Annotated in this window: 15 protein-coding genes; 3 read left to right on the top strand and 12 right to left on the bottom strand. The window is 61.2% G+C overall.

The window, feature by feature from the left end; genetic code table 11:
* Positions 1 to 74: 74 nt before the first annotated feature.
* From HBJ59_RS05340 to HBJ59_RS05355, 4 genes are all read right to left on the bottom strand, one after another.
* The gene (locus HBJ59_RS05340; protein ID WP_167662921.1) at positions 75 to 1,481 is read right to left on the bottom strand and encodes a PIG-L deacetylase family protein; all 1,407 of its coding nucleotides are present in this window, start codon (positions 1,479 to 1,481) and stop codon (positions 75 to 77) included.
* On the bottom strand, positions 1,478 to 2,374 hold the full coding sequence (locus tag HBJ59_RS05345; RefSeq protein WP_167662922.1) for a GNAT family N-acetyltransferase: 897 nt from the start codon (positions 2,372 to 2,374) through the stop codon (positions 1,478 to 1,480). The genes HBJ59_RS05340 and HBJ59_RS05345 overlap by 4 nt, the downstream gene beginning before the upstream one ends.
* Complete coding sequence (locus HBJ59_RS05350; protein ID WP_076015509.1) at positions 2,375 to 4,132, bottom strand: carbamoyltransferase; 1,758 nt, start codon at positions 4,130 to 4,132, stop codon at positions 2,375 to 2,377.
* 154 nt (positions 4,133 to 4,286) lie between these two features.
* The gene (locus HBJ59_RS05355) at positions 4,287 to 4,628 is read right to left on the bottom strand and encodes a YceK/YidQ family lipoprotein (RefSeq protein ID WP_318302779.1); all 342 of its coding nucleotides are present in this window, start codon (positions 4,626 to 4,628) and stop codon (positions 4,287 to 4,289) included.
* Positions 4,629 to 4,778: 150 nt separating this feature from the next.
* Here HBJ59_RS05355 and HBJ59_RS05360 point away from each other — a divergent pair, with 150 nt between their 5' ends.
* Positions 4,779 to 6,887, top strand: coding sequence for a TonB-dependent receptor (locus HBJ59_RS05360; protein ID WP_167662923.1), 2,109 nt, complete (start codon positions 4,779 to 4,781; stop codon positions 6,885 to 6,887).
* A gap of 267 nt (positions 6,888 to 7,154) precedes the next feature.
* Here HBJ59_RS05360 and HBJ59_RS05365 read toward each other — a convergent pair whose 3' ends face one another.
* Genes HBJ59_RS05365 through glnE form a run of 8 tightly spaced genes read right to left on the bottom strand, consistent with a single transcriptional unit; the run spans position 7,155 to position 17,107 of the window.
* Positions 7,155 to 8,609, bottom strand: a complete 1,455-nt coding sequence (locus HBJ59_RS05365; protein WP_167662924.1) for a lipopolysaccharide kinase InaA family protein — start codon at positions 8,607 to 8,609, stop codon at positions 7,155 to 7,157.
* Positions 8,609 to 9,361 (bottom strand): lipopolysaccharide kinase InaA family protein, encoded by a 753-nt coding sequence (locus HBJ59_RS05370; protein ID WP_167662925.1) that lies wholly within the window; start codon positions 9,359 to 9,361, stop codon positions 8,609 to 8,611. Before HBJ59_RS05370 ends, HBJ59_RS05365 begins: the two co-directional genes overlap by 1 nt.
* On the bottom strand, positions 9,358 to 10,092 hold the full coding sequence (locus tag HBJ59_RS05375; protein ID WP_076015503.1) for a lipopolysaccharide kinase InaA family protein: 735 nt from the start codon (positions 10,090 to 10,092) through the stop codon (positions 9,358 to 9,360). The genes HBJ59_RS05370 and HBJ59_RS05375 overlap by 4 nt, the downstream gene beginning before the upstream one ends.
* The gene (gene rfaP, locus HBJ59_RS05380) at positions 10,092 to 10,898 is read right to left on the bottom strand and encodes a lipopolysaccharide core heptose(I) kinase RfaP (protein WP_167662926.1); all 807 of its coding nucleotides are present in this window, start codon (positions 10,896 to 10,898) and stop codon (positions 10,092 to 10,094) included. The genes HBJ59_RS05375 and rfaP overlap by 1 nt, the downstream gene beginning before the upstream one ends.
* A complete protein-coding gene (locus tag HBJ59_RS05385) occupies positions 10,895 to 12,019 on the bottom strand; it encodes a glycosyltransferase family 4 protein (RefSeq protein WP_167662927.1) in 1,125 nt (374 codons plus the stop codon). The genes rfaP and HBJ59_RS05385 overlap by 4 nt, the downstream gene beginning before the upstream one ends.
* Positions 12,019 to 13,077, bottom strand: a complete 1,059-nt coding sequence (gene waaC / locus HBJ59_RS05390) for a lipopolysaccharide heptosyltransferase I (RefSeq protein WP_167662928.1) — start codon at positions 13,075 to 13,077, stop codon at positions 12,019 to 12,021. The genes HBJ59_RS05385 and waaC overlap by 1 nt, the downstream gene beginning before the upstream one ends.
* 1 nt (position 13,078) lies before the next feature.
* Positions 13,079 to 14,113, bottom strand: a complete 1,035-nt coding sequence (gene waaF, locus HBJ59_RS05395) for a lipopolysaccharide heptosyltransferase II (RefSeq protein WP_167662929.1) — start codon at positions 14,111 to 14,113, stop codon at positions 13,079 to 13,081.
* Positions 14,114 to 14,167: 54 nt separating this feature from the next.
* A complete protein-coding gene (gene glnE, locus HBJ59_RS05400; RefSeq protein WP_167662930.1) occupies positions 14,168 to 17,107 on the bottom strand; it encodes a bifunctional [glutamate--ammonia ligase]-adenylyl-L-tyrosine phosphorylase/[glutamate--ammonia-ligase] adenylyltransferase in 2,940 nt (979 codons plus the stop codon).
* A gap of 383 nt (positions 17,108 to 17,490) precedes the next feature.
* Between glnE and aceE the strand changes: the two genes are divergently transcribed.
* Complete coding sequence (aceE, locus tag HBJ59_RS05405; protein ID WP_167662931.1) at positions 17,491 to 20,136, top strand: pyruvate dehydrogenase (acetyl-transferring), homodimeric type; 2,646 nt, start codon at positions 17,491 to 17,493, stop codon at positions 20,134 to 20,136.
* A gap of 11 nt (positions 20,137 to 20,147) precedes the next feature.
* Positions 20,148 to 21,794 (top strand): dihydrolipoyllysine-residue acetyltransferase, encoded by a 1,647-nt coding sequence (gene aceF, locus HBJ59_RS05410; protein WP_167662932.1) that lies wholly within the window; start codon positions 20,148 to 20,150, stop codon positions 21,792 to 21,794.
* Positions 21,795 to 21,966: the final 172 nt, after the last annotated feature.

Raw genomic sequence — 21,966 nt, forward strand, 5'->3', positions numbered from 1 at the left:
GCAATCTGGCTGCGGGCACGCAGCCCGGCGAAAAAAGGGGCGGCAGGCGCTGCAAGCCTGCCTTCAATAAGGTCTCAGTCCTGCTTTAAAACCCAGAGCAATTCATGGCGGCGCACCGCCTTGCGGAAGAATTCATTTTCTCCGTAAGGCGACGGACTACGGCCCGCCAGTAATTGCTGCAACCACCTGCGCACGCGGCGCTTGAACGGCGCCCGCGGCTGCAAGTCGTGCATCATGCCCAGCGCCATGGCCTTGTCTTGCTGCTGGCTCAGCGTCAACGGCAAGCTGCAAGGCACCAGTTCACGCGTGGCATCAAAGCGTGGCGGCAAGGCCACGCCAGCGCCCGAGTCGCCCATGGGCCAACGATCATTATCATGCAGGTGGTTGGCGTAGCCGAGCAACGTGTCCGGCTGCCATTCCAGGCCTTGCAGCGCTTCGAGGATCGCGGCGTGGGCGCAGATGTGATCCGGGTGCGGATCCAGCAGCGGTGTTGGCAACACGATCACCTGTGGGCGCGCCTTGAGCAGCAACGCCCGCAGGTCGGCAATCAGGTTGTTCCAGGTCGGGGCACCGTCCACATCCCCGGGCAAGGCCAGGGCATTGAACTGGCGAAACAGCCGCGTATCGTCCAACTGGGCTTCCCGGGAGGCCTGGGGCTGATCCGGCGCGGCCTGCATCGCCGGCAGTTGCATGCAGAAGTAGCCCAACTGCACGCACTGCGCCTCGGGTACGCCCGCCCAGCGCGGCACGGTGACGCTGTCCCAGGCACGCAGGCGGCCTTTGAGCCGCGCGGCATCGGCCTTGGGCATACCCATTTGTTGATAGTGATCGGCTTCGATTTCGCCCGCCGTGAGGGTGACGATCCAGCTCTCATCGGCTTGGCTGTAGAGGCTGAAGGCGGCCAGCTCGGCATCGTCGGCATGGGGCGCAATGACCATCACGCGCTGGTGACGGTAATCCGGCTGGCGGAACAACCACAGCGTCGGTTGCCCCTTGATCCGGCAGAAGCGCCCGCGCAAGCGCAGCTTACCCTCGGTCAGCGCTTCGCCCATGCCTGTAAGGTTGAGATAGCGCCGGCCTGCCACACCCCGCTCGAAGACTTGCCGGTCTGGTGCATCCAGGCCCAACACTTCCACCGCCGGGTCGAGAAAGCGCCCCAGCCACGAGCTTTTGAGTTCAATCCCTACGATCAGGGTTTCATCGCCCACCAAGGGCATGTCCAACAGCAGGCGCCCTGCTTCAAGACGCAGACCCGCGCACTCGCTCCCTTCAGGAAACGCGTACTCATAGTCGTCTTTAGGCGAGTAGAACAGGTGGTCGGCAAACCAGGCTTCATGCGCAGCCCACAGCACCACCGTCAGCAGCAGCGGCAACCACCAGGCCACCAGCACACCGACGGCCACCAACAGCAACAGGCCCACCAACAACGCAATACGCTTGTTGCGTCGATGCTGCTTGAGCAGTTGCTGTTTGCGACTCATACGCTGAACACTGGCACCGGATTACACCAGCGCTCCTTGTATTCACGATCGGATCGCCCGAAGGAGAAACGCAGCGGCTTGTCGCTCGCCCGCGCTTGCTCCCAGGCACTTTGGGTATTCAGGAAGCTCAACACGCTGCCAGGACTGAATGCCTTGGTTTCCGGGTCGACACCGCCGTTGACGTACTCGGCGCTGACCCATTCCGGCGCCTGCACCTGATACACCAGTTGCACGGCAATCGCAGCGTCATTGAGAAACAGCACCGAGCCGAACAGGAATTCCTTGAGCAGCTCCAGCACTTCTGCCAGACGCTCGGCGCCCGCGGCCGGGAAACCCCAGCGCCGCTGGAACAGGTCGCAATAAATCGCGGCCAGTTCGCTGCTGGAAAACTCGCTGACCGCCCGCACCACACCGCCCGCCTCTTCCAGCAAACGCAGTTCGCGGCGCTGGTTGTAGCGAAACTTTTTCGACAGCTCTTCCGGTGTGCGCGCCATGGCCAACTGCTCGGCCTGGGGCTTGAGGGTGCTTACGCGCCCCTCATTCAGTGCAGAGAGATAACGCGCGCGATGGCGCAGCGGCAACTGCGCATCGGCGGCAATCGGCAGGATGATCTCGGCGTTACCCAGATCAAACAGGCCTTTTTTGCCTTTGCGCTTGAGCACGTCCTTGGACAGGGCCAGGTCGCGCCCCCAGGTAGCAATTGCACCCTTCAGCTCGCCGTCCTGCTCCCAGCCCAGGTAACGCACCGGAATCTGCGCCAGGTGCGCCAGCCGCTCGACGATCTGCGGATGAGTCGCCACGCTGCCGCCAAAACGCTGCCAGGCCTGGGCGTAAATCTCGGCCTCGACAGGCGTCCAGCCACGTTCACGCCAGCCCTGGAAGCGGTTCAGCATTTAGACCACAGCGTCATAAGGGTCCACGCCGTCCTTGACCACGAGGATGTCTTCCATGATCAAGTACTGCAGGTCGGAACCGAAGAACATGTTCAGCGCGTCAGTCGGCGAGCAGATCATCGCTTCACCACGACGGTTGAGCGAGGTGTTCAGCGACACGCCGTTGCCCGTCAGCACTTCCAGCTCTTTCATCATGTCGTAGTAGCGCGGGTTGTATTCGCGCTTGAGCACCTGGGCACGGGAGGTACCGTCTTCATGGACCACTTCCGGCACGCGGGTTTTCCACTCTTCCGAGACTTCAAAGGTGAAGGTCATGAACGGCGCAGGATGATCGACCTTGATCATCTGCGGCGCGACGGTGTCGAGCATCGACGGGCAGAAAGGCCTCCAGCGCTCGCGGAACTTGATCTGGTGGTTGATCCGGTCAGCCACGCCGGTGGCGCTTGGGCAACCGATGATCGAACGACCGCCCAAGGCACGTGGGCCAAACTCCATGCGGCCCTGGAACCAGGCCACCGGGTTGCCGTCGACCATGATCTTGGCGATGCGTTTCGGGGTGTTTTCGATCTGGCGCCATACCGGCTTGCTCGGGTGTTTGGCGCACGCGGCGATCACGTCTTCGTTGCTGTAGGACGGGCCGAGATAGACGTGTTCCATCTTCTCAACCGGTACGCCACGGGCGTGGGACACGTAGGCGGCTGCACCAACCGCAGTACCGGCATCGCCGGACGCCGGCTGCACGAACAGCTCCTTGACGTCGTCACGGGCGATGATCTTCTGGTTCAGCTTGACGTTCAGCGCACAGCCGCCGGCGAAGGCCAGCTTGCCGGTGTCTTTGAGGATGTCACCCAGGTAATGGTCGATCATCTGCAACGCCAGCTTCTCGAACAGTGCCTGCATGCTGGCCGCGTAGTGGATGTACGGCTCGTCGGCGATATCGCCTTCGCGCTTCGGACCCAGCCACTCGATCAGTTTTGGCGAGAAGTAGAACCCCTTGCCTTTCTCTTTGTAGCGACGCAGGCCGATGACGTTGGCGTAGTCGGTGTTGATCACCAGCTCGCCGTTTTCAAAGGAGGCCAGGCGCGAGAAATCGTACTTGCTGGCATCGCCATACGGCGCCATGCCCATAACCTTGAACTCACCGTCGAGCATCTCGAAACCGAGGAACTCGGTGATCGCGCCATACAGGCCGCCGAGGGAGTCCGGATCGTAGAATTCCTTGATCTTGTGGATCTTGCCGTTTTCGCCGTAGCCGAAGAAGGTGGTGGCGTACTCACCCTTGCCGTCGATCCCGAGGATCGCGGTCTTCTCCTGGAAGCCCGAGCAGTGATAGGCGCTGGAAGCGTGGGCCAGGTGGTGTTCAACCGGTTCGATCTTGATTTTCTTCGGATCGAAACCCAGTTGCTCCAGGCACCAGACGATCTTGTTGCGATAGCGCTTGTAGCGACGGTTGCCCATCAGGATCGCGTCGAGGGCGCGGTCCGGGGCGTACCAGTAACGCTTGGCATAATGCCAGCGGGCCTCGCCGAACAGGCTGATCGGTGCGAACGGAATCGCAACAACGTCAACGTCGGAAGGCTTGATACCGGCTTGTTCCAGGCAGAACTTCGCCGACTCGTAGGGCATGCGGTTCTTTGCATGTTTGTCGCGTACGAAGCGCTCTTCTTCGGCGGCCGCAATCAGCTTGCCGTCGATATACAAGGCTGCGGAAGGATCATGGCTAAGGGCGCCGGACAGGCCAAGAATCGTCAATGCCACAGGGGTCTAGCCTCTTTTAGTCTGCATGCAGGCGCGTCACGCCTGAAAAAAGTGTGCTCCCCGCCTGGGCGAGAAACAGCTAAAGGGCGGGATTATAGCGTAAACACGGCGCGGGATGATCTAGGGATTGTGGCGACCGGTTGTCACTGCAGGCCTAGCGGAAAATCTCGATGCTGCCGTCCTTGTTCTGGCGGTAGACCGTGTAGGGCAGCACGAGGGTGTCGAGCAAGCCGGAGCCCACAAGCTCGGCGGCGAAGATCGGCAAGGAGCCGGAGGCATCGCGGGTGTGCTCTTTGGTGGTGTCGGGGGCGCCGTTCAATGTGCAAAAACCGTAGATCACCCCACTGTAGATACGCGGCACGTTTTCACAATAACTGCGCGATTCCTTGAGGTTCTGGCTGGCAACGGCGTCCGGGCGAAAGACGGTATTGATCGTGCCGCAGGCAGTGGTCGAAAGGAAAATGGCGGCGAGCAGAAGATTCTTTGTAGGATTCACGAGCAATTCCCTTTGGCGCAAGTCGGGCATCTTAACCCAGAGTTGTGTAAGACGTAGGCACCGGCAATCGGCAAGAAGAGTATTCGGCAAAGAGCAGCTGAATCGTTAAACTCGCGCGCTTTTGCGTGCTCTATGGATGTTGGTTTGCTCATGAAAGCTGTTGCTCCTACTCGTTTTGCGCTGTTGCTCCCTGGTCTTTTGGGGCTGTGTAACAGCGCCCAAGCCGACGAGGCGCCGCTGATCCTCGACCCAAGCGTGGTCACCGGCTCGCGCAGCGCCGGCCCGTCGTTTGACCTGCCTTATTCGGTAGACAGCATCAGCCGTGAGCAAATCAGCGATGGCCAGTTGGGTATCAATGCTTCCGAAGCGCTGTCTCGCGTACCCGGCCTGGTGGTTCAAAACCGCCAGAACTACGCCCAGGACTTGCAGATTTCCTCCCGCGGCTTCGGTGCCCGTTCGGCATTTGGTGTGCGCGGCATCAAGCTGATCGCCGACGGCATCCCCGCCAGCACCCCGGACGGCCAGGGCCAGGCGGCCACGTTCAACCTCGACACCGCCGAGCGCATCGAGGTCCTGCGCGGCCCGGCCGCTACGCTGTATGGCAGCAATGCGGGCGGTGTGATCCAGATGTTTTCCCGCAACGGTGAAGGCCCGCCGCGCATCGGCGCCGAGACGCTGGTGGGCAGTGACGGCCTGAGCAAAAACCACCTGACTGCCGAAGGCGCGGCAGACGGCGCAGGTTTTGTGCTGGACGCCTCTCGCATGGACACCGATGGCTATCGCGACCACAGCAGCGCCCGCCGCGACCAGACCTTTGCCAAGCTGAATTTCGAGCCTGATGAAGACAGCAAACTGGCGCTGATCTACAGCAGCCTGGAGCAGAACGGCACGCAGGATCCGTTGGGGCAGGCGTGGGAGGCGTACAAGGCTGACCCGCGCTCCGTCAGCAGCGCCGCAGAGCTGTACAACACCCGCAAAAGCATCGACCACCAGCAACTGGGGATGAATTACGAGCGGTACTTTGGTGATGCAACGCTGCAGGTGAATGCCTACACCGGGCGGCGGAGTGTGATTCAGTATTTGTCGATTCCGAAATTCACTGACAAGGGAGGCCTTAATCCAGCCAACGAACGCGGCGGCGGTGTGGTGCAGTTCGACCGCAAGTTCTACGGCGGTTCCATGCGCTGGATGCAGCCAATCGACAGCGTGCCGGGCGAACTGATGATCATCACCGGCCTGGATTTCGACCAGAGCGAAGACAGCCGCCACGGCTACCAGAACTACAGCGGCAACACCCTTGGCGTAAAAGGCCAGCTACGCCGGGATGAAATCGACACCGCCCGCAGCCTCGATCCCTACATCCAGGCCAACTGGGCCATCGACCGCTGGACCCTGCAAGCCGGGGTGCGCCACAGCACCATGGAACTGGACGTCGACGACCAGTTCCTGAGCAACGGCGACTCCAGCGGCAACAAGACCTACCAGAAGAACACGCCGTCCGTCAGCGTGATGTACGCCTTCACGCCCGACCTGCACGGCTACGTCAGTGCCGGCAAGGGTTTCGAGACGCCGACCCAGGCTGAACTGGCGTATGCGCCGGGCAGTATCGAAGGGTTTAACTTCGGCCTGAAGCCGTCCGAAAGTACGCAATATGAAGTGGGTTTGAAGGCACAGCTGAACGACACCCGGGTCAACGCCGCTGTCTTCCAGATCACCACCGAGGATGAGTTGGTGGTAGACCAATCTTTCGGCGGCCGCACCAGCTACCAGAACGCCGGCCGCACCCTGCGTCGCGGCTTCGAACTGGGTATCGAAAGCCAGCTCAGCGAGCAGTGGAGCACCAACATCGCCTACACCCGTCTGCAAGCCACCTACGACAGCGACTTCATCGGCGGCGGCAAACCCGTGGACAAAGGCAACTACCTCCCCGGCGTTCCGCAAACCACACTATTCGCCGAACTGAACTGGAAACCCCGGGACTGGGTCAGCACCGCCCTGGAAGGCATGTACCGCAGCAAGGTCTACGTCGAAGACACCAACCAGCAGCCCGTGGCACCGGGCTACAGCGTGTTCAACTGGCGTGCGCGCTTTGAGCAGAAGGTGGAGCACTGGACCTTTCACCAGACCTTGCGCCTGGATAACTTGCTGGATCGCCAGTACGTGGGTTCGGTGATTGTCGGGGACGGGAACGGTCGGTATTACGAAGCAGCGCCGGGGCGCTCGTGGTATGCAGGCGCCGGCGCCGAGTACCGCTTTTAACCTTAAAAACGTAGATTTCCGGTCTGCCGCGTACCCTTGCGAACAGTCGGCTGCTGCCTGTTCAGGTCCGTGCGGCTGACACCGGAGTCGGCAGCCGGCACCGGTTCCACAACAGGCTCCGGCTCAATCCTGGCCTCGCGCTTCGGGCGACTGTGCGCCGGATCGACAGCGTTACGGGTGACACCAACAGGGGCATTCAAGCGCATAGGTAGATCTTCGAAAAAGAAATGAGCTGAGAAACTACCTCAGCCCAACTACCCGACAAGACTAACTATTTACCCCACCCACACTCGTTGGTAACCGCTGATCAATCACCCGATACAACGCGCTGCTCTCAGGCCAGTTACGCATAAACCGCGCACGGTCCTTGGCATAGGCCGGGGCAAAGCTGCTCAAGGACGTGTGCTGACACATCGAATCCAGGTCGATCAGCGCCCAGCGATCCGTGTGCCAGAACAGGTTGTGCCCCTTGAAATCCCCGTGGCTGATGCGCTCGCGAATCAGCTCGGCGAACAAGTAATCCAGGGCCTGCAACTCGGCCTCGGGCGCCTCTCCAGTTTCAACATAGGGCGCAAACCGCTCGATGATGTCCGGCCCCGGCAGGTGCTCAGTCACCAGGTACGCCCGGCTGCGCAGCCACAGGAAACGCTTTTCCAGCAACGCCAGCGGCTTGGGTGTGGCAATGCCGAGGAACGCCAGGCGATTGCCTTCACGCCACGAATGCCAGGCCCGGCTTGGCCGCCAGAAACGCTTGAGCCAATGGGCAAAACCCTTGATGTTGTAGCGTTTGATCACGAGTGGCCGACCGGCCACCTCGACCTTGGCAACACTGGCTGCACCACCGGTCTTATACAGATGACCCCGGTCGAGCAGCGCGTCGGCCTGCTCCAGCACTGGCAGCATGGCCGCTTCTTCCTCACGCCGAATCGCGCGCAAGGCAAACGGCCCGCGAGTCACGCTGAACAACGTGCACTCACGACCGACCTTGCCCAGGAAGTCTTTCAAACGCCAGACGCTGACTTTGCGCACCTGCTTTTGCAGCGCCTCCAGCGGCAAGCCGTGTTCGCCGTTGCTGAGCAAATAGTGCACCAGCAATTCTTCGGTAAACGGCTCGAGATTCTTCGGCAGTTGCGCAAAAAACACCCCGAGGTTTTCCAGCACCCGGTTGCGCGACAGCGGCTTGCCCGCCTCTTCGACACAGATCCCGGCACCATCGATCAAATACAGTTTGCCGTCCTGGCGCAGCAAGTTGTCCAGGTGCAGGTCTTCCTGCCACAGGCCTTTGGCGTGCATCTGCGCAATCGCACCCAGCGCTTCGGCGAGCACCGCTTGCTGCTCGTCAGCCAGTGGCGGCAAGCTTTCAACAGCCTGCCACGCATCGGCCAGGCTGTCAGCGCCTTCCAGAAACTCGAACAGCAGCCAACCGCCCTCACCTTCTTGCAGACCATCGGCCAGCAACAGCGGCGTGGTCAGGCCTTGCTCGGCCAGCAGCCGCACACCCTTGAGTTCACGCTGAAAATGCCGCGCCGCCTTGTTGCCCACCAGCAGCTTGGCCAGCACCGGGCGCCCGCGCCACACGGCTGCGCCGACATAGCGCTGGCCCGGCAATACCCGCAGCAGGCTTAGCAGTTGCAACTGCCCAGGCCCTGCAGCGTCCGCCAGCTCGATGCTCAAGGGCAGGCTTGGCGTGCGGCCGGCATTTTTCAGTTCGGACAAACGCATCAACGTTTCTCCTTGTGACTACGACGGGCCACCAGGCGCTGGTGCCACGTGGCAACCAATGCGCTGTCCTGCGGCTGGTCCAGATACGCCGCCAACAGCTGGCGCACCTGATCGTCCGACCACTGCGGCGCACGGCGCAACAGCGGTTCCAGGTCCTTGACCCGGTCACGCCAGCCGAACAACAGCGGGCGGGTTTTCTCAAGGTCGATCAACTGCGCCGCATAACCGTCGCCGGCGGCCTGCAGGAAAATATGCTTGGGGTAAAAACAGCCGTGCACCTGACCCACGCTGTGCAGACGGCGCGCCAACTGACCGCTGGCCAGCAGGATCGCTCGCTGCTGCGAGTCGCTCAATGCAGCCCATTGCTCCAGCAGTGAATCCAGGTCATTCCAACCATCCAGCGCCCGAGTCAGCAACATCGCCCGGTGCTCGCCCGCGACTTTGCGCTCACCGAAAAACGCCGCCTGCAATGCCGGAATTCCCAACTGCCGATAGCGGCTGATGTTACGAAACTCACGGGCAAAACTCGGCTCCCCAAACGGGCGGTGCAAGGTGCGCGTCAGGTAGTTGCTCTGGCGCTTGAGGTAGTAGCCTTGGCCTTCAAGTTCGAGGCGAAACACGCTGCTCCAGCCGCCGCGACTGGTATTGGGCTCGTCCACCGCATCCAGTTGCTTGGCCCACAGCGCGTCGAAAGTGCCGAGGCCGTTGCGCTCAAGCAATGCTCGATCTTCGGCCGCCAGGAAATCACTCATTCTCGCCCCTCGAAAAACTTCACCACGTGGCGAATTCGCTGTTTGTCCGCCACGCTCAGGTGTTTGCGCTGACGGTACTGCATGTAGAAACGCAGGCGCTGGGTGGCCGACAAGTGATACTTGGCGACCTTGTCCAGGCAGGCCAGGTCCTTGGTGATACGGTATTTGAGCCAGAACCCGCGCCAGAAATCGCCGTTGGGGCAATCGATCAGGTACAGGGTTTGCTGGTCGTCCACCAACAAGTTGCGCCACTTCAAATCGTTGTGGGTAAACCGGTTGTCGTGCATGGTCCGCGTGTATTCAGCGAGCTGGCGACTGATCTTGTTGACCCACACCGGGTCAGACAGTTGCGGGTCTTTGCGCTCGGCCAATGCCGACAAATCTTCGGTCTTTGGCAGCTCGCGCGTGATCATCGCCCCACGGTGATAAGCCAGGCCTTTACGCTCCAGGCCCCAGGCGATCACGTCGGCAGTGGGAATGCCCCACTTGGCGAAGCGCTTGAGGTTCTGCCATTCAGACTTGACCCGTGGCTTGCCCAGATAGCGGCGCAACCCCTTGCCCGCACCGACGTAGCGCTTGACGTAATAGTTGACCCCGCCGCGCTCCACGCGAATCACTTCGGACAGTGGATCACGGGTCAGCCGCTCGCCTTGCAGGGCGAACACGGCTTCCAGGCTACCAAAGTCATCCGCCAGGGCGGCGTAAGCGGGCTCCAGGTTCCAACCCGCCATCAGAGCGCATCCCCGTAGCGTTGCTTGCGGTCGTAGAGCTTGGCCGCCTTGCGTTCCAGCCAGCCGAGCAAGGCGGCTTCTTCAGCGAGAATCCGGCGCAGTGGCTGCTGGAAATAACCCTTGAGGAAGCGCAGTTTGTCGCGGCGGGTCAGGCCAATGTCCAGGGCCGAGAAGTACAGTGCTGCCAGGTCCTTGTTGCGCCAGCGTAATGGAATCTTCGAACGCACCTGGGCGCGATGCAGGTCGATCACCGACAACTTGAAGTCATCAGCCACCAACGGTTTGTCGGTGTGCAGCAGGAAATGGCAGATGTAGCAGTCGCGGTGATTGACCCCGGCGCGGTGCATCATGCCGGTCATGCGCGCCACTTCGGCGATCAGCGCATGCTTGATCACAGGCACCGGCGGCTGCTTGACCCAGTCCATGCTCAGGTCTTCGAGGCTGACGGTCGGCGCCAGCTCTTCGGTGACGATGAACGAGTGCTGGTCCGCCGGGTTGCTGCCCTTTTCGCCGTAAGCGACGGCAGTCATGGTCGGCACGCCCACTTCCTGCAAACGCTGGATCGCCAGCCATTCCTGGCCCGCGCCCAACACCGGCAACTTGGCGGTGATCAGGTTCTTGAGGATTTCGGCCCAGCCGATCCCCCGGTGGATTTTCACGAAAAAGCCGTGGCCGTCCACTTCCGTACGCAAGGTACGCCGGGCATCCAGTTCACGGTACACCTGGCCGTCCAGCTTCTCGACTTCGGCGAACGCATCGCGTCCGGCCCACAGGGTCTTGAACGGTTCGGCAAGAATCAACTTCATCGGTTTGGCTCCGCCAGAATCAGGTCCGCAGCGTACTGCGGCATGCTATAGAGGTCGGCCGTCTCAGCGAAGGCCAGACCATTGCGGCTCCAGGCCGCGCGCGCTTGTGGGTCGTCGAGCATGTCGACCAGGTACTGGTTGAGTTGGGCCTGCTCGAACGGCTCGTCCAACACCCGGCCATTCTGGGCCTTGTCGATGTAGAACGCGTAACCGCAGACCTTGCTCACCAGTACCGGGAGGCCGGCGACCACCGCTTCGATCAGCACCATGCCGGCCGCCTCGTTATACGCGGGGTGAATCAACAAGTCCGCGCCCAGCAGAAAACGCGGGATATCGCTGCGCCCCTTGAAGAACTGCACCTGGTCGCCCAAGCCCAGCGCAGCACTCTGTAATTGGAATACTTTGGGGTCGTCCTGGCCGATTACAAATAGCCGGGTGCGTTTCTTCAAGTTCGACGGTAGCGCGGCCACGGCCTTGAGGCTGCGGTCGACGCCCTTGGTCTTGAAGCCCGAGCCGATCTGCACCAGCAGCAAATCGTCTTCGGCCAGGCCGAATTCGCGACGAAACTCGGCACGGACCTCGGCAGCGTTGGGCGGCGCGCGGCGGTCGCGGGCGATACCCGGCGGCAACAAATGAAAGCGCTCGGCCTGGGTGCCGTAATACTGGGTGAACAACTGCTGCTGATGCTCGGACAGCACCATGATCTGCGTCTTGGCGTGCTTGTCGAACACCGCGCGCTCGTATTCAGCAAAGTGCTTGTATCGGCCGAACCAGCGGTACATCGGGTTGCGCAGGGTTTGTGCCTTGTCTTCGAACACACCGTCGGCGGCGAAGTAAAGGTCCAGCCCCGGCATTTTGTTGAAGCCCACCACCCGATCAACCGGGCGCTTGGCCAGGTCGGCCTGGATCCAGGCGTAGAGTTTCTCATTGCGCCGATGGTTGACCAGCGCCTTGACCGGCGCCACCAGCACTTCAAAGCCCGGCGGCACGTCACCTTCCCAGATCAGCGTGTAGACGCGGATCTTGTGGCCGCGCTGCTGGCACTCCAGGGCAATGCGCATGAAGTCGCGCTGCAGGCCACCAAAGGGGAAATACTTGTAGAGGACAAAAGCCAGTTGCATCAGTGTTCCTCAGCCAATAACAACGTGCTTAATCGCGTTGCGACACGCTCAGGGTTCAGGCGAGTGAAACACAGTGGCCACTCGCGCTTGAGATCAAACCGGCGCTGGTCTTCAGCGGTCGGTTGATAGGTGCATTTCTTTTGCAGGCACGGCGCACACGGGAAGTCGCTGGCCAGGTGGACCTGCGCCTTGCCGTAGGCGCCGGTCAGGCCGGGATTGGTGGGGCCGAACAGGGAAATCGTCGGTACATCCAGCGCGGCCGCCAAGTGGCCAAGACCGGTGTCGACCGCGACACACGCCTTGGCACTCGCCAGCACCCGTGCCACGCCCGCCAGGTTCAGCTTGGGCAACACTTCAGCGTTTTTCAGACCTTGAGCCAAGCGTTCAGCCCGAGCCTTTTCGGCGGCATTGCCCCACGGCAATTTCACGTCCACGCCGAAGCGATCCATGCGTTCTGCCAGGTCGCGCCAGTAGGCTTCCGGCCAGTGCTTGGTGTCCCAGGTGGTGCCGTGCAGCAGCAGTACAAACGGCTTTTTTGGCGGCAGGCCCAGCAGCTTGTCGACGCTGAGGCCGTAATCGCCCAAGCCCTTGGGAAGGTCGTAGCCCAGCGCGACGGCAAACAGCTGGCGCAAACGCTCCACCGCATGCTGCCCACGGGCCACGGCCAGGCGGCGGGAATAGAAGTGCGCCGCCAACGGTTCGCGAGCCGACTGCTTGTCGAAACCGGCCACCGGGGCGCGCACGTAGCGGGTCAGCCAGGCACTTTTCAGCAGGCCTTGGGCATCGATCACCAAGTCGTATTTGGTCGACTGCACGCTCTTTTTGAAGCGCCGCCATTCGCCACTCTTGAAGGTCTGCCAGAGGTTCTTGCGCCAGCGGCGTATCGCCACCGGAATCACCTTGTCCACCGCCGGGTGCCAGGTGGGAATCTCGGCGAAGCCTTCTTCCACCACCCAGTCAAAACGGATGCCCGGGATCGCCCGCGCCGCGTCGGTCAATGCCGGCAAGGCATGAATCACATCGCCCAGGGATGAGGTCTTGATTACCAGAACCCGCAACTCAGTGAACCTCGACCACGTCGCCCTGCAACCGCTGCAACGCGTCGCTGACAGGTTGCGGCAGCAATTGGCGCAGGCAGTTGTAATGGCCAAAACGGCAGGTACGGTCGAAACACGGGCTGCAATCCAGGCCCAGGCGCACCACTTCGACCTTGTCGGCCAACGGCGGGGTAAACCCGGGAGACGTCGAGCCGTACACCGCCACCAGCGGGCGATTCAGCGCCGCGGCCACGTGCATCAGGCCCGAGTCGTTGGACACCACCGAGTCGGCGCAGGACAGCAGGTCGATGGCCTCGGCCAGGGACGTATCGCCGCTGAGGTTGACCGCTTCTTCACGCAGGCCCGGGATCAAGCGCTGGCGAATATCCTCGCCCACCGAATGATCGTTTTTCGAGCCGAACAGCCAGACTTGCCAGCCCTCGCGAATCTTCATCTCCGCGACCTTGGCGTAATGCTCAGATGGCCAGCGCTTGGATTCGCCAAACTCCGCGCCAGGGCACAGCGCCAGCACCGGACGGTCCAGCTCCAGGCCAAACTTGGCCAGGGCGGCGTCACGGGTAACCGGGTCGATTTGCAGGCTCGGACGTGGATACGGTGCAGGCAACTCGGCACCCGGCGCGTAGGCCAGGGCCATGAAGCGCTCGATCATCAGCGGATAACGGGCCTTGTCGAGCTTGCGCACATCATTGAGCAGGCCATAGCGAAACTCGCCACGCCAGCCGGTGCGCTTGGGGATACCGGCGAAGAACGGCACCAGTGCCGACTTCATTGAGTTGGGCAACAGGATCGCCTGATCGTACTGGCCGGCCAGGGACTTGCCGATACGTCGACGGGTCGCCAGTTCCAGCGCGCCGTGGCCGAGCGGGAAGCTCAAAGCCTGACGCACCTCGGGCATACGCTCAAGAATCGGCCGGCTCCACTCGGGGGCGAGCACGTCGATTTGGCAGTCGGGATGACGTTGCTTCAGGCACTGGAACAGTGTCTGTGCCATCACCATGTCACCGACCCAACTGGGCCCAACGATCAGAATATTCATGTAGTTTCCACAAACGATGCGGGGAGGCTCATGCCTCCCCGCCTTATATAATGTTCACCTTAACCCCAGTTCATGCCAGATTCGCTGCACCTGGCGCCGTTCGTCAGCGAACTGGTCCCCGGCCACTGTGCCGGCCTCGTTCTGCAAGGCCTGGCGGTGAGCGGCGGAACGGTAGGCTTTATACACCTCGCGCAGCAAATGGGCATCGGCGGCGGGCATCAGCCCGACCTGCTCCAGCCCTTCCAGAATGCGGATATTGTCGGTGTAGCGCAGCAACGTTGGATGTTGCGCAGACCACGCCAAAGCCGCGTATTGCACCATAAATTCAATATCGACGATACCTCCGGCGTCCTGCTTGAGGTCGAACGCCACCGTGGGTTCGAAGGCATTCGCCGCCGTTCCCGCCGCCGTGGACTTGGTGCCGAGGTTGTCGCGCATCTTGGCGCGCATCTCGCTGACCTCCTGGCGCAGTTTGTCCAGGTCCTGCGCGCGGCCCAGCACTTGCGCCCGCACCTGCTCGAAAGCACGACCGACATCCTGACTGCCCACCAGCACCCGCGCACGTACCAATGCCTGGTGCTCCCAGGTCCAGGCTTCGTTTTCCTGATAGCGCGCAAATGCGCCCAGGGAACTCACCAGCAAACCGGATGCGCCCGAAGGCCGCAGGCGCATGTCCACTTCATACAACTGGCCCGAGTTGGTCTGGGTGGTCAGCAGGTGAATGATCCGCTGGCCCAGTCGGGTAAAGAACTGCGCGCCGTCGATCGGCTTCGCCCCGTCTGTTTCGGCTTGCGGGTCACCGTCATGGATAAACACCAGGTCCAGATCCGAACCATGCCCCAATTCGATGCCGCCGACTTTCCCATAACCGACAATGATGAAGCCAGGATCGCACAAGGTGCCGTCCACCCGTTGCGGCGAGCCGTGACGGGCGACGGTCTGGCGCCATGCCAGGGCCAGCACTTGCTCGAGGATGGCTTCGGCGAGCCAGGTCAGGTAGTCGCTGACTTTCATCAGCGGCAGGCTGCCGGCGATTTCCGAGGCGGCCACCCGCAGGCGATGCGCCAGCTTGAAGTGACGCAAGGCTTCCATCTGCTGTTCAAGGTCGTCTTCGGGAATACGCGTCAGGCGCTCGCGCAATTCGGCGGCCAGTTCCGGCGCCAGCGGCGGCTTGAACAGGCGGCCTTCGTTAAGCAGTTCGTCCAGCAGCAGCGGGAAGCGGGTGATCTGCTCGGCAATCCACGGACTGGCGGCACACAGGGTCAGGAGGCGACGCAGCGCATCGGGGTTTTCCGTCAGCAGCACCAGATAAGCGGAACGCCGGGCGACGGCTTCGACCAATGGCAGAACGCGCTCCAACACCAGATCCGGATTGGCGTGCTCGACAGCCTGGGCCAGCAAGCGCGGGATAAAAGCATCCAGACGCTCACGCCCCAAACGCTGCATGGCACGCAATTGCGGGCTGCTGCGCAGGCCAGCCAGGGTTTTCAAGGCTTTGGGCGCGTCGGTGAAACCGCCTTCCTGCAACTGACGACGAGCGGCTTCCTCGTCTTGGGACTCTTCCCACAACGGCAACCACTCCCCGCCCACCACCAACTCGCTCTCTTCACCCTCTTCTTCATCCGGGTCGGCAATTACCTGACGGAAATGCCAATCCACCCGACCGCGCCAGTACATCAGGCGCTCATGGAACGCGGTCCAATCCGGGAAGCCCATCATGAAGGCAATTCGCGCCTGGTCTTCGGTGCCGTCCGGGAGCATCTGGGTCTGGCGATCGGCAATCGCCTGGATCGCGTGTTCGGTGTAGCGCAGGAATTCATAGCCATCACGCAGCTCGGCGATCACCGCCGGCGGCAGGTAGCCCTGGCCTTCCAGCGTGCCCAGCACTTTTAACAGCGGCCGCTGTTGCAGGCTCAGGTCGCGGCCACCGTGGATCAGCTGGAACGCCTGGGCGATAAATTCGACTTCTCGAATGCCGCCCGAGCCCAGCTTGATGTTCTCGGCCATCCCCTTGCGCCGCACTTCCTGCTGGATCAGCTGCTTCATGGTGCGCAGCGCTTCGATGGCGGAAAAGTCCAGGTAACGCCGGTAGACAAACGGTCGCAGCATGTCGAGCAATTGCGCGCCGGCCACCTGGTCACCGGCCACCACCCGCGCCTTGATCATGGCGTAGCGTTCCCAGTCACGGCCCTGGTCCTGGTAGTACTGCTCCAGCGCGTTGAAGCTGAGCACCAACGCCCCGGCTGAACCGTAGGGCCGCAGGCGCATGTCGACGCGAAATACGAAGCCGTCGACGGTCATCGGGTCCAAAGCCTTGATCAGTTTTTGACCAAGTCGAATAAAGAATTCCTGATTATCCAGTGAGCGTTTGACGCCCACGGTGTCGCCGCCTTCGGGGTAGGCGAAAATCAGGTCGATGTCAGACGACAGGTTCAACTCCACGGCGCCGAGCTTGCCCATGCCGAGGATGACCATGTGCTGCGGCTCACCACTGCGCCGGCCGGTGGGCGTGCCGAACAATGTGCAGTGGCGCTGGTACAACCACTGATACGCCTGATCGATGCTGGCGTCGGCCATGTCCGATAGATCACGGCAGGTTTGCACCAGATCCGCCTGTCGGGTCAGGTCGCGCCAGATGATCCGCACTTGCTGGCGGGTGCGCTGGCGTCGTAGAACGCGGCCCAGTTCGTCTTCTGTCTCGGCCTGCTGCACGGCAACGGCAATCTGCCCGCACAGCTCGCCGGGGGCAAAGCCGCGGTCCAGCTCGCCCCAGGCCACCAGTTCGAGCAACATCAAAGGGTCACGAACACTCTGTTCAATGACGAAATCACTGGCGGCGCACACACGGGCGAAGTCAGCCCAACGTTGCGGCGTCCACTCAGAAAGGCCATTATCGCCGTCCAATCCGGCCACGGCGTCACGAAATGACTGCTCGGCCCGCTTGGCAAATGGAAGCAGGATGGCCGGTAGTTCGGCCTGCATTGGAAGGCTCATGGTCTATCCTTGATCGGCGCGTAAAGGGCTTGTAGCTGTGAACGCAAGAACCACGCTCGGTGAAGGACTGTCGAACAAAGGTTAGAAATAGCTGAAAATTTTTCTTTTTTGGCAGTCAACATCAAATCTCTACCCTTTCTTGTTCGCAAAAGATCAACAATAACGATTATGCTCGCCAGCTAGACCGAGCAATCCGCTCAGTCTTGTGTAGTTTTACTACTCGTATATACATTCGAAAGGCTGAAATGGCCGACGATTTGTAGTAAAACTACAGGACGCCGAAGCAACCTTCGGCCATCCAAGAATTTATGTCGTCTGCCCACAAGGCCAGTCGCAAACTTCAGGCAACCGATTCTGGTAGCCTTTCCGCCCTGGAGCAAGCCATGCAAGACCTCGATCCCGTCGAAACCCAGGAATGGCTGGACGCCCTGGAATCGGTTCTCGACAAAGAAGGCGAAGACCGTGCTCACTACCTGATGACCCGTATGGGCGAACTCGCGACCCGCAGCGGCTCGCAACTGCCCTACGCCATCACCACGCCGTACCGCAACACCATCCCAGTTACCCACGAAGCACGCATGCCTGGCGACCTGTTCATGGAACGCCGCATTCGCTCGCTGGTACGCTGGAACGCCATGGCGATGGTAATGCGCACGAACTTGAAAGATTCTGACCTGGGCGGTCACATCTCCAGCTTCGCTTCCAGCGCAACCCTGTATGACATTGGCTTCAACTACTTCTTCCAGGCCCCGACCGAAGAACACGGCGGCGACCTGATCTACTTCCAGGGCCACACCTCGCCAGGCGTCTACGCCCGCGCGTTCATGGAAGGCCGCATCACCGAAGAACAAATGAACAACTTCCGCCAGGAAGTCGACGGTCAGGGCCTCTCGTCCTATCCGCACCCTTGGCTGATGCCTGATTTCTGGCAGTTCCCGACTGTATCCATGGGCTTGGGCCCGATCCAGGCGATCTACCAGGCACGCTTCATGAAGTACCTGGAAGCCCGTGGCTTCATCCCTGAAGGCAAGCAGAAAGTCTGGTGCTTCCTGGGCGACGGCGAGTGTGACGAGCCGGAATCCCTGGGCGCCATCTCCCTGGCTGGCCGCGAGAAGCTGGACAACCTGATCTTCGTCATCAACTGCAACCTGCAGCGCCTAGACGGCCCGGTTCGCGGCAACGGCAAGATCATCCAGGAACTCGAAGGCGTGTTCCGCGGTGCTCAGTGGAACGTGACCAAAGTCATCTGGGGCCGTTTCTGGGACCCACTGTTGGCCAAAGACGTCGACGGTATCCTGCAACGCCGCATGGACGAAGTCATCGACGGCGAGTACCAGAACTACAAAGCCAAAGACGGCGCGTTCGTACGTGAACACTTCTTCAACACGCCTGAACTCAAGGCGATGGTTGCTGATCTGTCCGACGACGAGATCTGGAAACTCAACCGTGGCGGCCACGACCCGTACAAGGTCTACGCGGCGTACCACGAAGCGGTCAACCACAAAGAACAACCGACTGTCATCCTGGCCAAGACCATCAAGGGTTATGGCACCGGTGCCGGCGAAGCGAAGAACACTGCGCACAACACCAAGAAAGTCGATGTCGACAGCCTGAAGTTGTTCCGCGACCGCTTCGACATCCCGGTCAAGGACGAAGAGTTGGAGAACCTGCCGTTCTTCAAGCCCGAGCCAAACAGCGCCGAAGCCCGCTACCTCAGCGAGCGTCGCACTGCACTGGGCGGTTTCGTGCCACAGCGCCGCGCCAAGAGCTTCAACATCCCGACTCCGCCACTGGATACCCTCAAGGCTATCCTGGACGGCTCGGGCGACCGTGAAATCTCCACCACCATGGCCTTCGTGCGGATCCTCGCGCAGCTGGTCAAGGACAAGGAAATCGGTTCGCGTATCGTGCCGATCATCCCGGACGAAGCCCGTACCTTCGGTATGGAAGGCATGTTCCGTCAGTTGGGCATCTACTCCTCCGTCGGCCAGCTCTACGAGCCAGTCGATAAAGACCAGGTGATGTTCTACAAGGAAGACAAGAAGGGCCAGATTCTCGAAGAAGGCATCAACGAAGCAGGCGCCATGAGCTCCTTCATCGCTGCCGGTACTTCGTACTCCAGCCACAACCAGCCGATGCTGCCGTTCTACATCTTCTACTCGATGTTCGGTTTCCAGCGCATTGGCGACCTGGCCTGGGCTGCCGGCGACAGCCGTACCCGTGGCTTCCTGATCGGCGGTACTGCCGGCCGGACCACGCTGAACGGCGAAGGCCTGCAACACGAAGACGGCCACAGCCACATCCTGGCGGGCACCATCCCGAACTGCCGCACCTTTGATCCAACCTACGGCTATGAGCTGGCGGTGATCATCCAGGACGGCATGAAGAAGATGACCGAAGAGCAGCAGGACGTTTTCTACTACATCACCGTGATGAACGAGTCCTACCAGCAGCCAGCCATGCCGGCCGGTGTCGAGGAAGGCATCATCAAGGGCATGTACCTGCTCGAAGAAGACACCAAGGAAGCCGCTCACCACGTGCAACTGATGGGCTCCGGCACCATCCTGCGCGAAGTGCGTGAAGCTGCAAAAATCCTGCGTGAAGAGTTCAACGTCGGTGCTGACGTATGGAGCGTTACCAGCTTCAACGAACTGCGTCGCGACGGCCTGGCCGTAGAGCGCAGCAACCGTCTGCACCCAGGCCAGAAGCCTGCGCTGACCTACGTTGAAGAGTGCCTGGCTGGCCGTAAAGGTCCGGTTATCGCCTCTACCGACTACATGAAACTGTTTGCTGAACAAATTCGTCAGTGGGTACCGTCCAAGGAATTCAAAGTCCTGGGCACCGACGGTTTCGGCCGTAGTGACAGCCGTAAAAAGCTGCGTCACTTCTTCGAAGTCGACCGTCACTTCGTGGTGTTGGCAGCCCTGGAAGCCTTGGCTGACCGTGGTGAAATCGAACCTAAGGTGGTAGCAGACGCTATCGTCAAGTTCGGGATCAACCCGGAAAAACGCAACCCACTGGACTGCTGAGGAGATTTTCTGTGAGCGAACTCATTCGCGTACCTGACATCGGCAGCGGTGAAGGTGAAGTAATTGAACTGTTTGTGAAGGTCGGCGACACCGTCGAAGCCGACCAGAGCATCCTGACCCTGGAATCGGACAAGGCGAGCATGGAAATCCCTGCTCCCAAGGCCGGCGTGGTCAAAAGCCTGAAAGTGAAGCTGGGCGATCGCCTGAAAGAAGGCGACGAACTGCTTGAGCTGGAAATCGAAGGTGCCGCTGATGCGGCCCCTGCGGCGGCCGCTCCTGCTGCTGCCCCGGCTCCAGCCGCCGAGAAGCCTGCCGCCGCTGCCGAGGCCCCTGCGGCTCCGGCTGCTGCACCTGCCGCCGAAACAGTCCAGGACATTCATGTTCCGGACATCGGTTCGTCGGGCAAGGCCAAGATCATCGAGCTGCTGGTTAAGGTCGGCGACACCGTCGAGGCTGACCAGTCGCTGATCACCCTGGAGTCCGACAAGGCCTCCATGGAAATCCCTTCGCCGGCTGCCGGTGTGGTGGAAAGCATTGCCGTGAAGCTGGAAGACGAAGTCGGTACCGGCGACTTCATCCTCAAGCTGAAAGTAGCAGGCGCTTCGGCTCCTGCTGCTGCACCCGCTCCAGCTGCCGCTGCTCCGGCCGCCAAGGCTGAAGCTGCACCTGCTGCCGCCCCTGCGCCTGCTGCAAAAGCCGAGGCCGCACCGGCTCCGGCGGCTGCACCTGCGCCAAGCGGTGCCAAGGTTCATGCCGGCCCTGCCGTGCGCCAACTGGCCCGTGAATTTGGCGTTGAGCTGAACGCTGTGTCGGCCACTGGCCCGCACGGTCGCGTGCTGAAGGAAGACGTGCAGGTTTACGTCAAATCCATGATGCAGAAAGCCAAAGAAGCTCCGGCAGCCGGTGGCGCTACCGGTGGTTCGGGCATTCCGCCGATCCCGGTCGTGGACTTCAGCCGCTTCGGCGAAACCGAAGAAGTGCCGATGACTCGCCTGATGCAAATCGGCGCGTCGAGCTTGCACCGCAGCTGGCTGAACATCCCGCACGTGACCCAGTTCGACCAGGCCGACATCACCGACCTGGAAGCTTTCCGCGTTGCGCAGAAAGCCGTCGCCGAGAAGGCTGGCGTGAAGCTGACCGTGCTGCCACTGCTGCTCAAGGCCTGCGCCCACTTGCTCAAGGAACTGCCGGACTTCAACAGTTCGCTGGCCCCTAGCGGCAAGGCGATCATCCGCAAGAAGTACGTGAACGTCGGCTTTGCGGTCGATACTCCGGACGGCCTGCTGGTGCCTGTGATCAAGAACGTTGATCAGAAGAGCCTGTTGCAGCTTGCCGCTGAGGCTGCTGCACTGGCTGCCAAGGCCCGCGACAAGAAGCTGACCGCAGACGACATGCAAGGCGCTTGCTTCACCATCTCCAGCCTGGGGCACATTGGCGGTACTGGCTTCACGCCAATCGTCAACGCGCCGGAAGTGGCGATCCTGGGTGTTTCCAAGGCCACTATCCAGCCTGTGTGGGACGGTAAAGCGTTCCAGCCGAAGCTGATGCTGCCACTGTCGCTTTCCTACGATCACCGTGTGATCAACGGCGCGGCTGCCGCACGCTTCACCCAGCGCCTGAGCCAGTTGCTGAACGACATCCGCACCATCCTGCTTTAAGCCTCAACAGGTCTCCTGCCCACGCAGGAGACCTGGCTTCAACGATTTCCGAGCGCCACGCTCGTACCTCAACCCCGCCAATTGGCGGGGCTTTTTTTGCCTGCTTTTCCTGTTCCTCTGTAGGAGCGAGCTTGCTCGCAAAAATCCTTAACATTAACGCTGGCACCCTGAA

The organism is Pseudomonas sp. AN3A02, assembly GCF_011765255.1.
Classification (GTDB): Bacteria; Pseudomonadota; Gammaproteobacteria; order Pseudomonadales; family Pseudomonadaceae; genus Aquipseudomonas.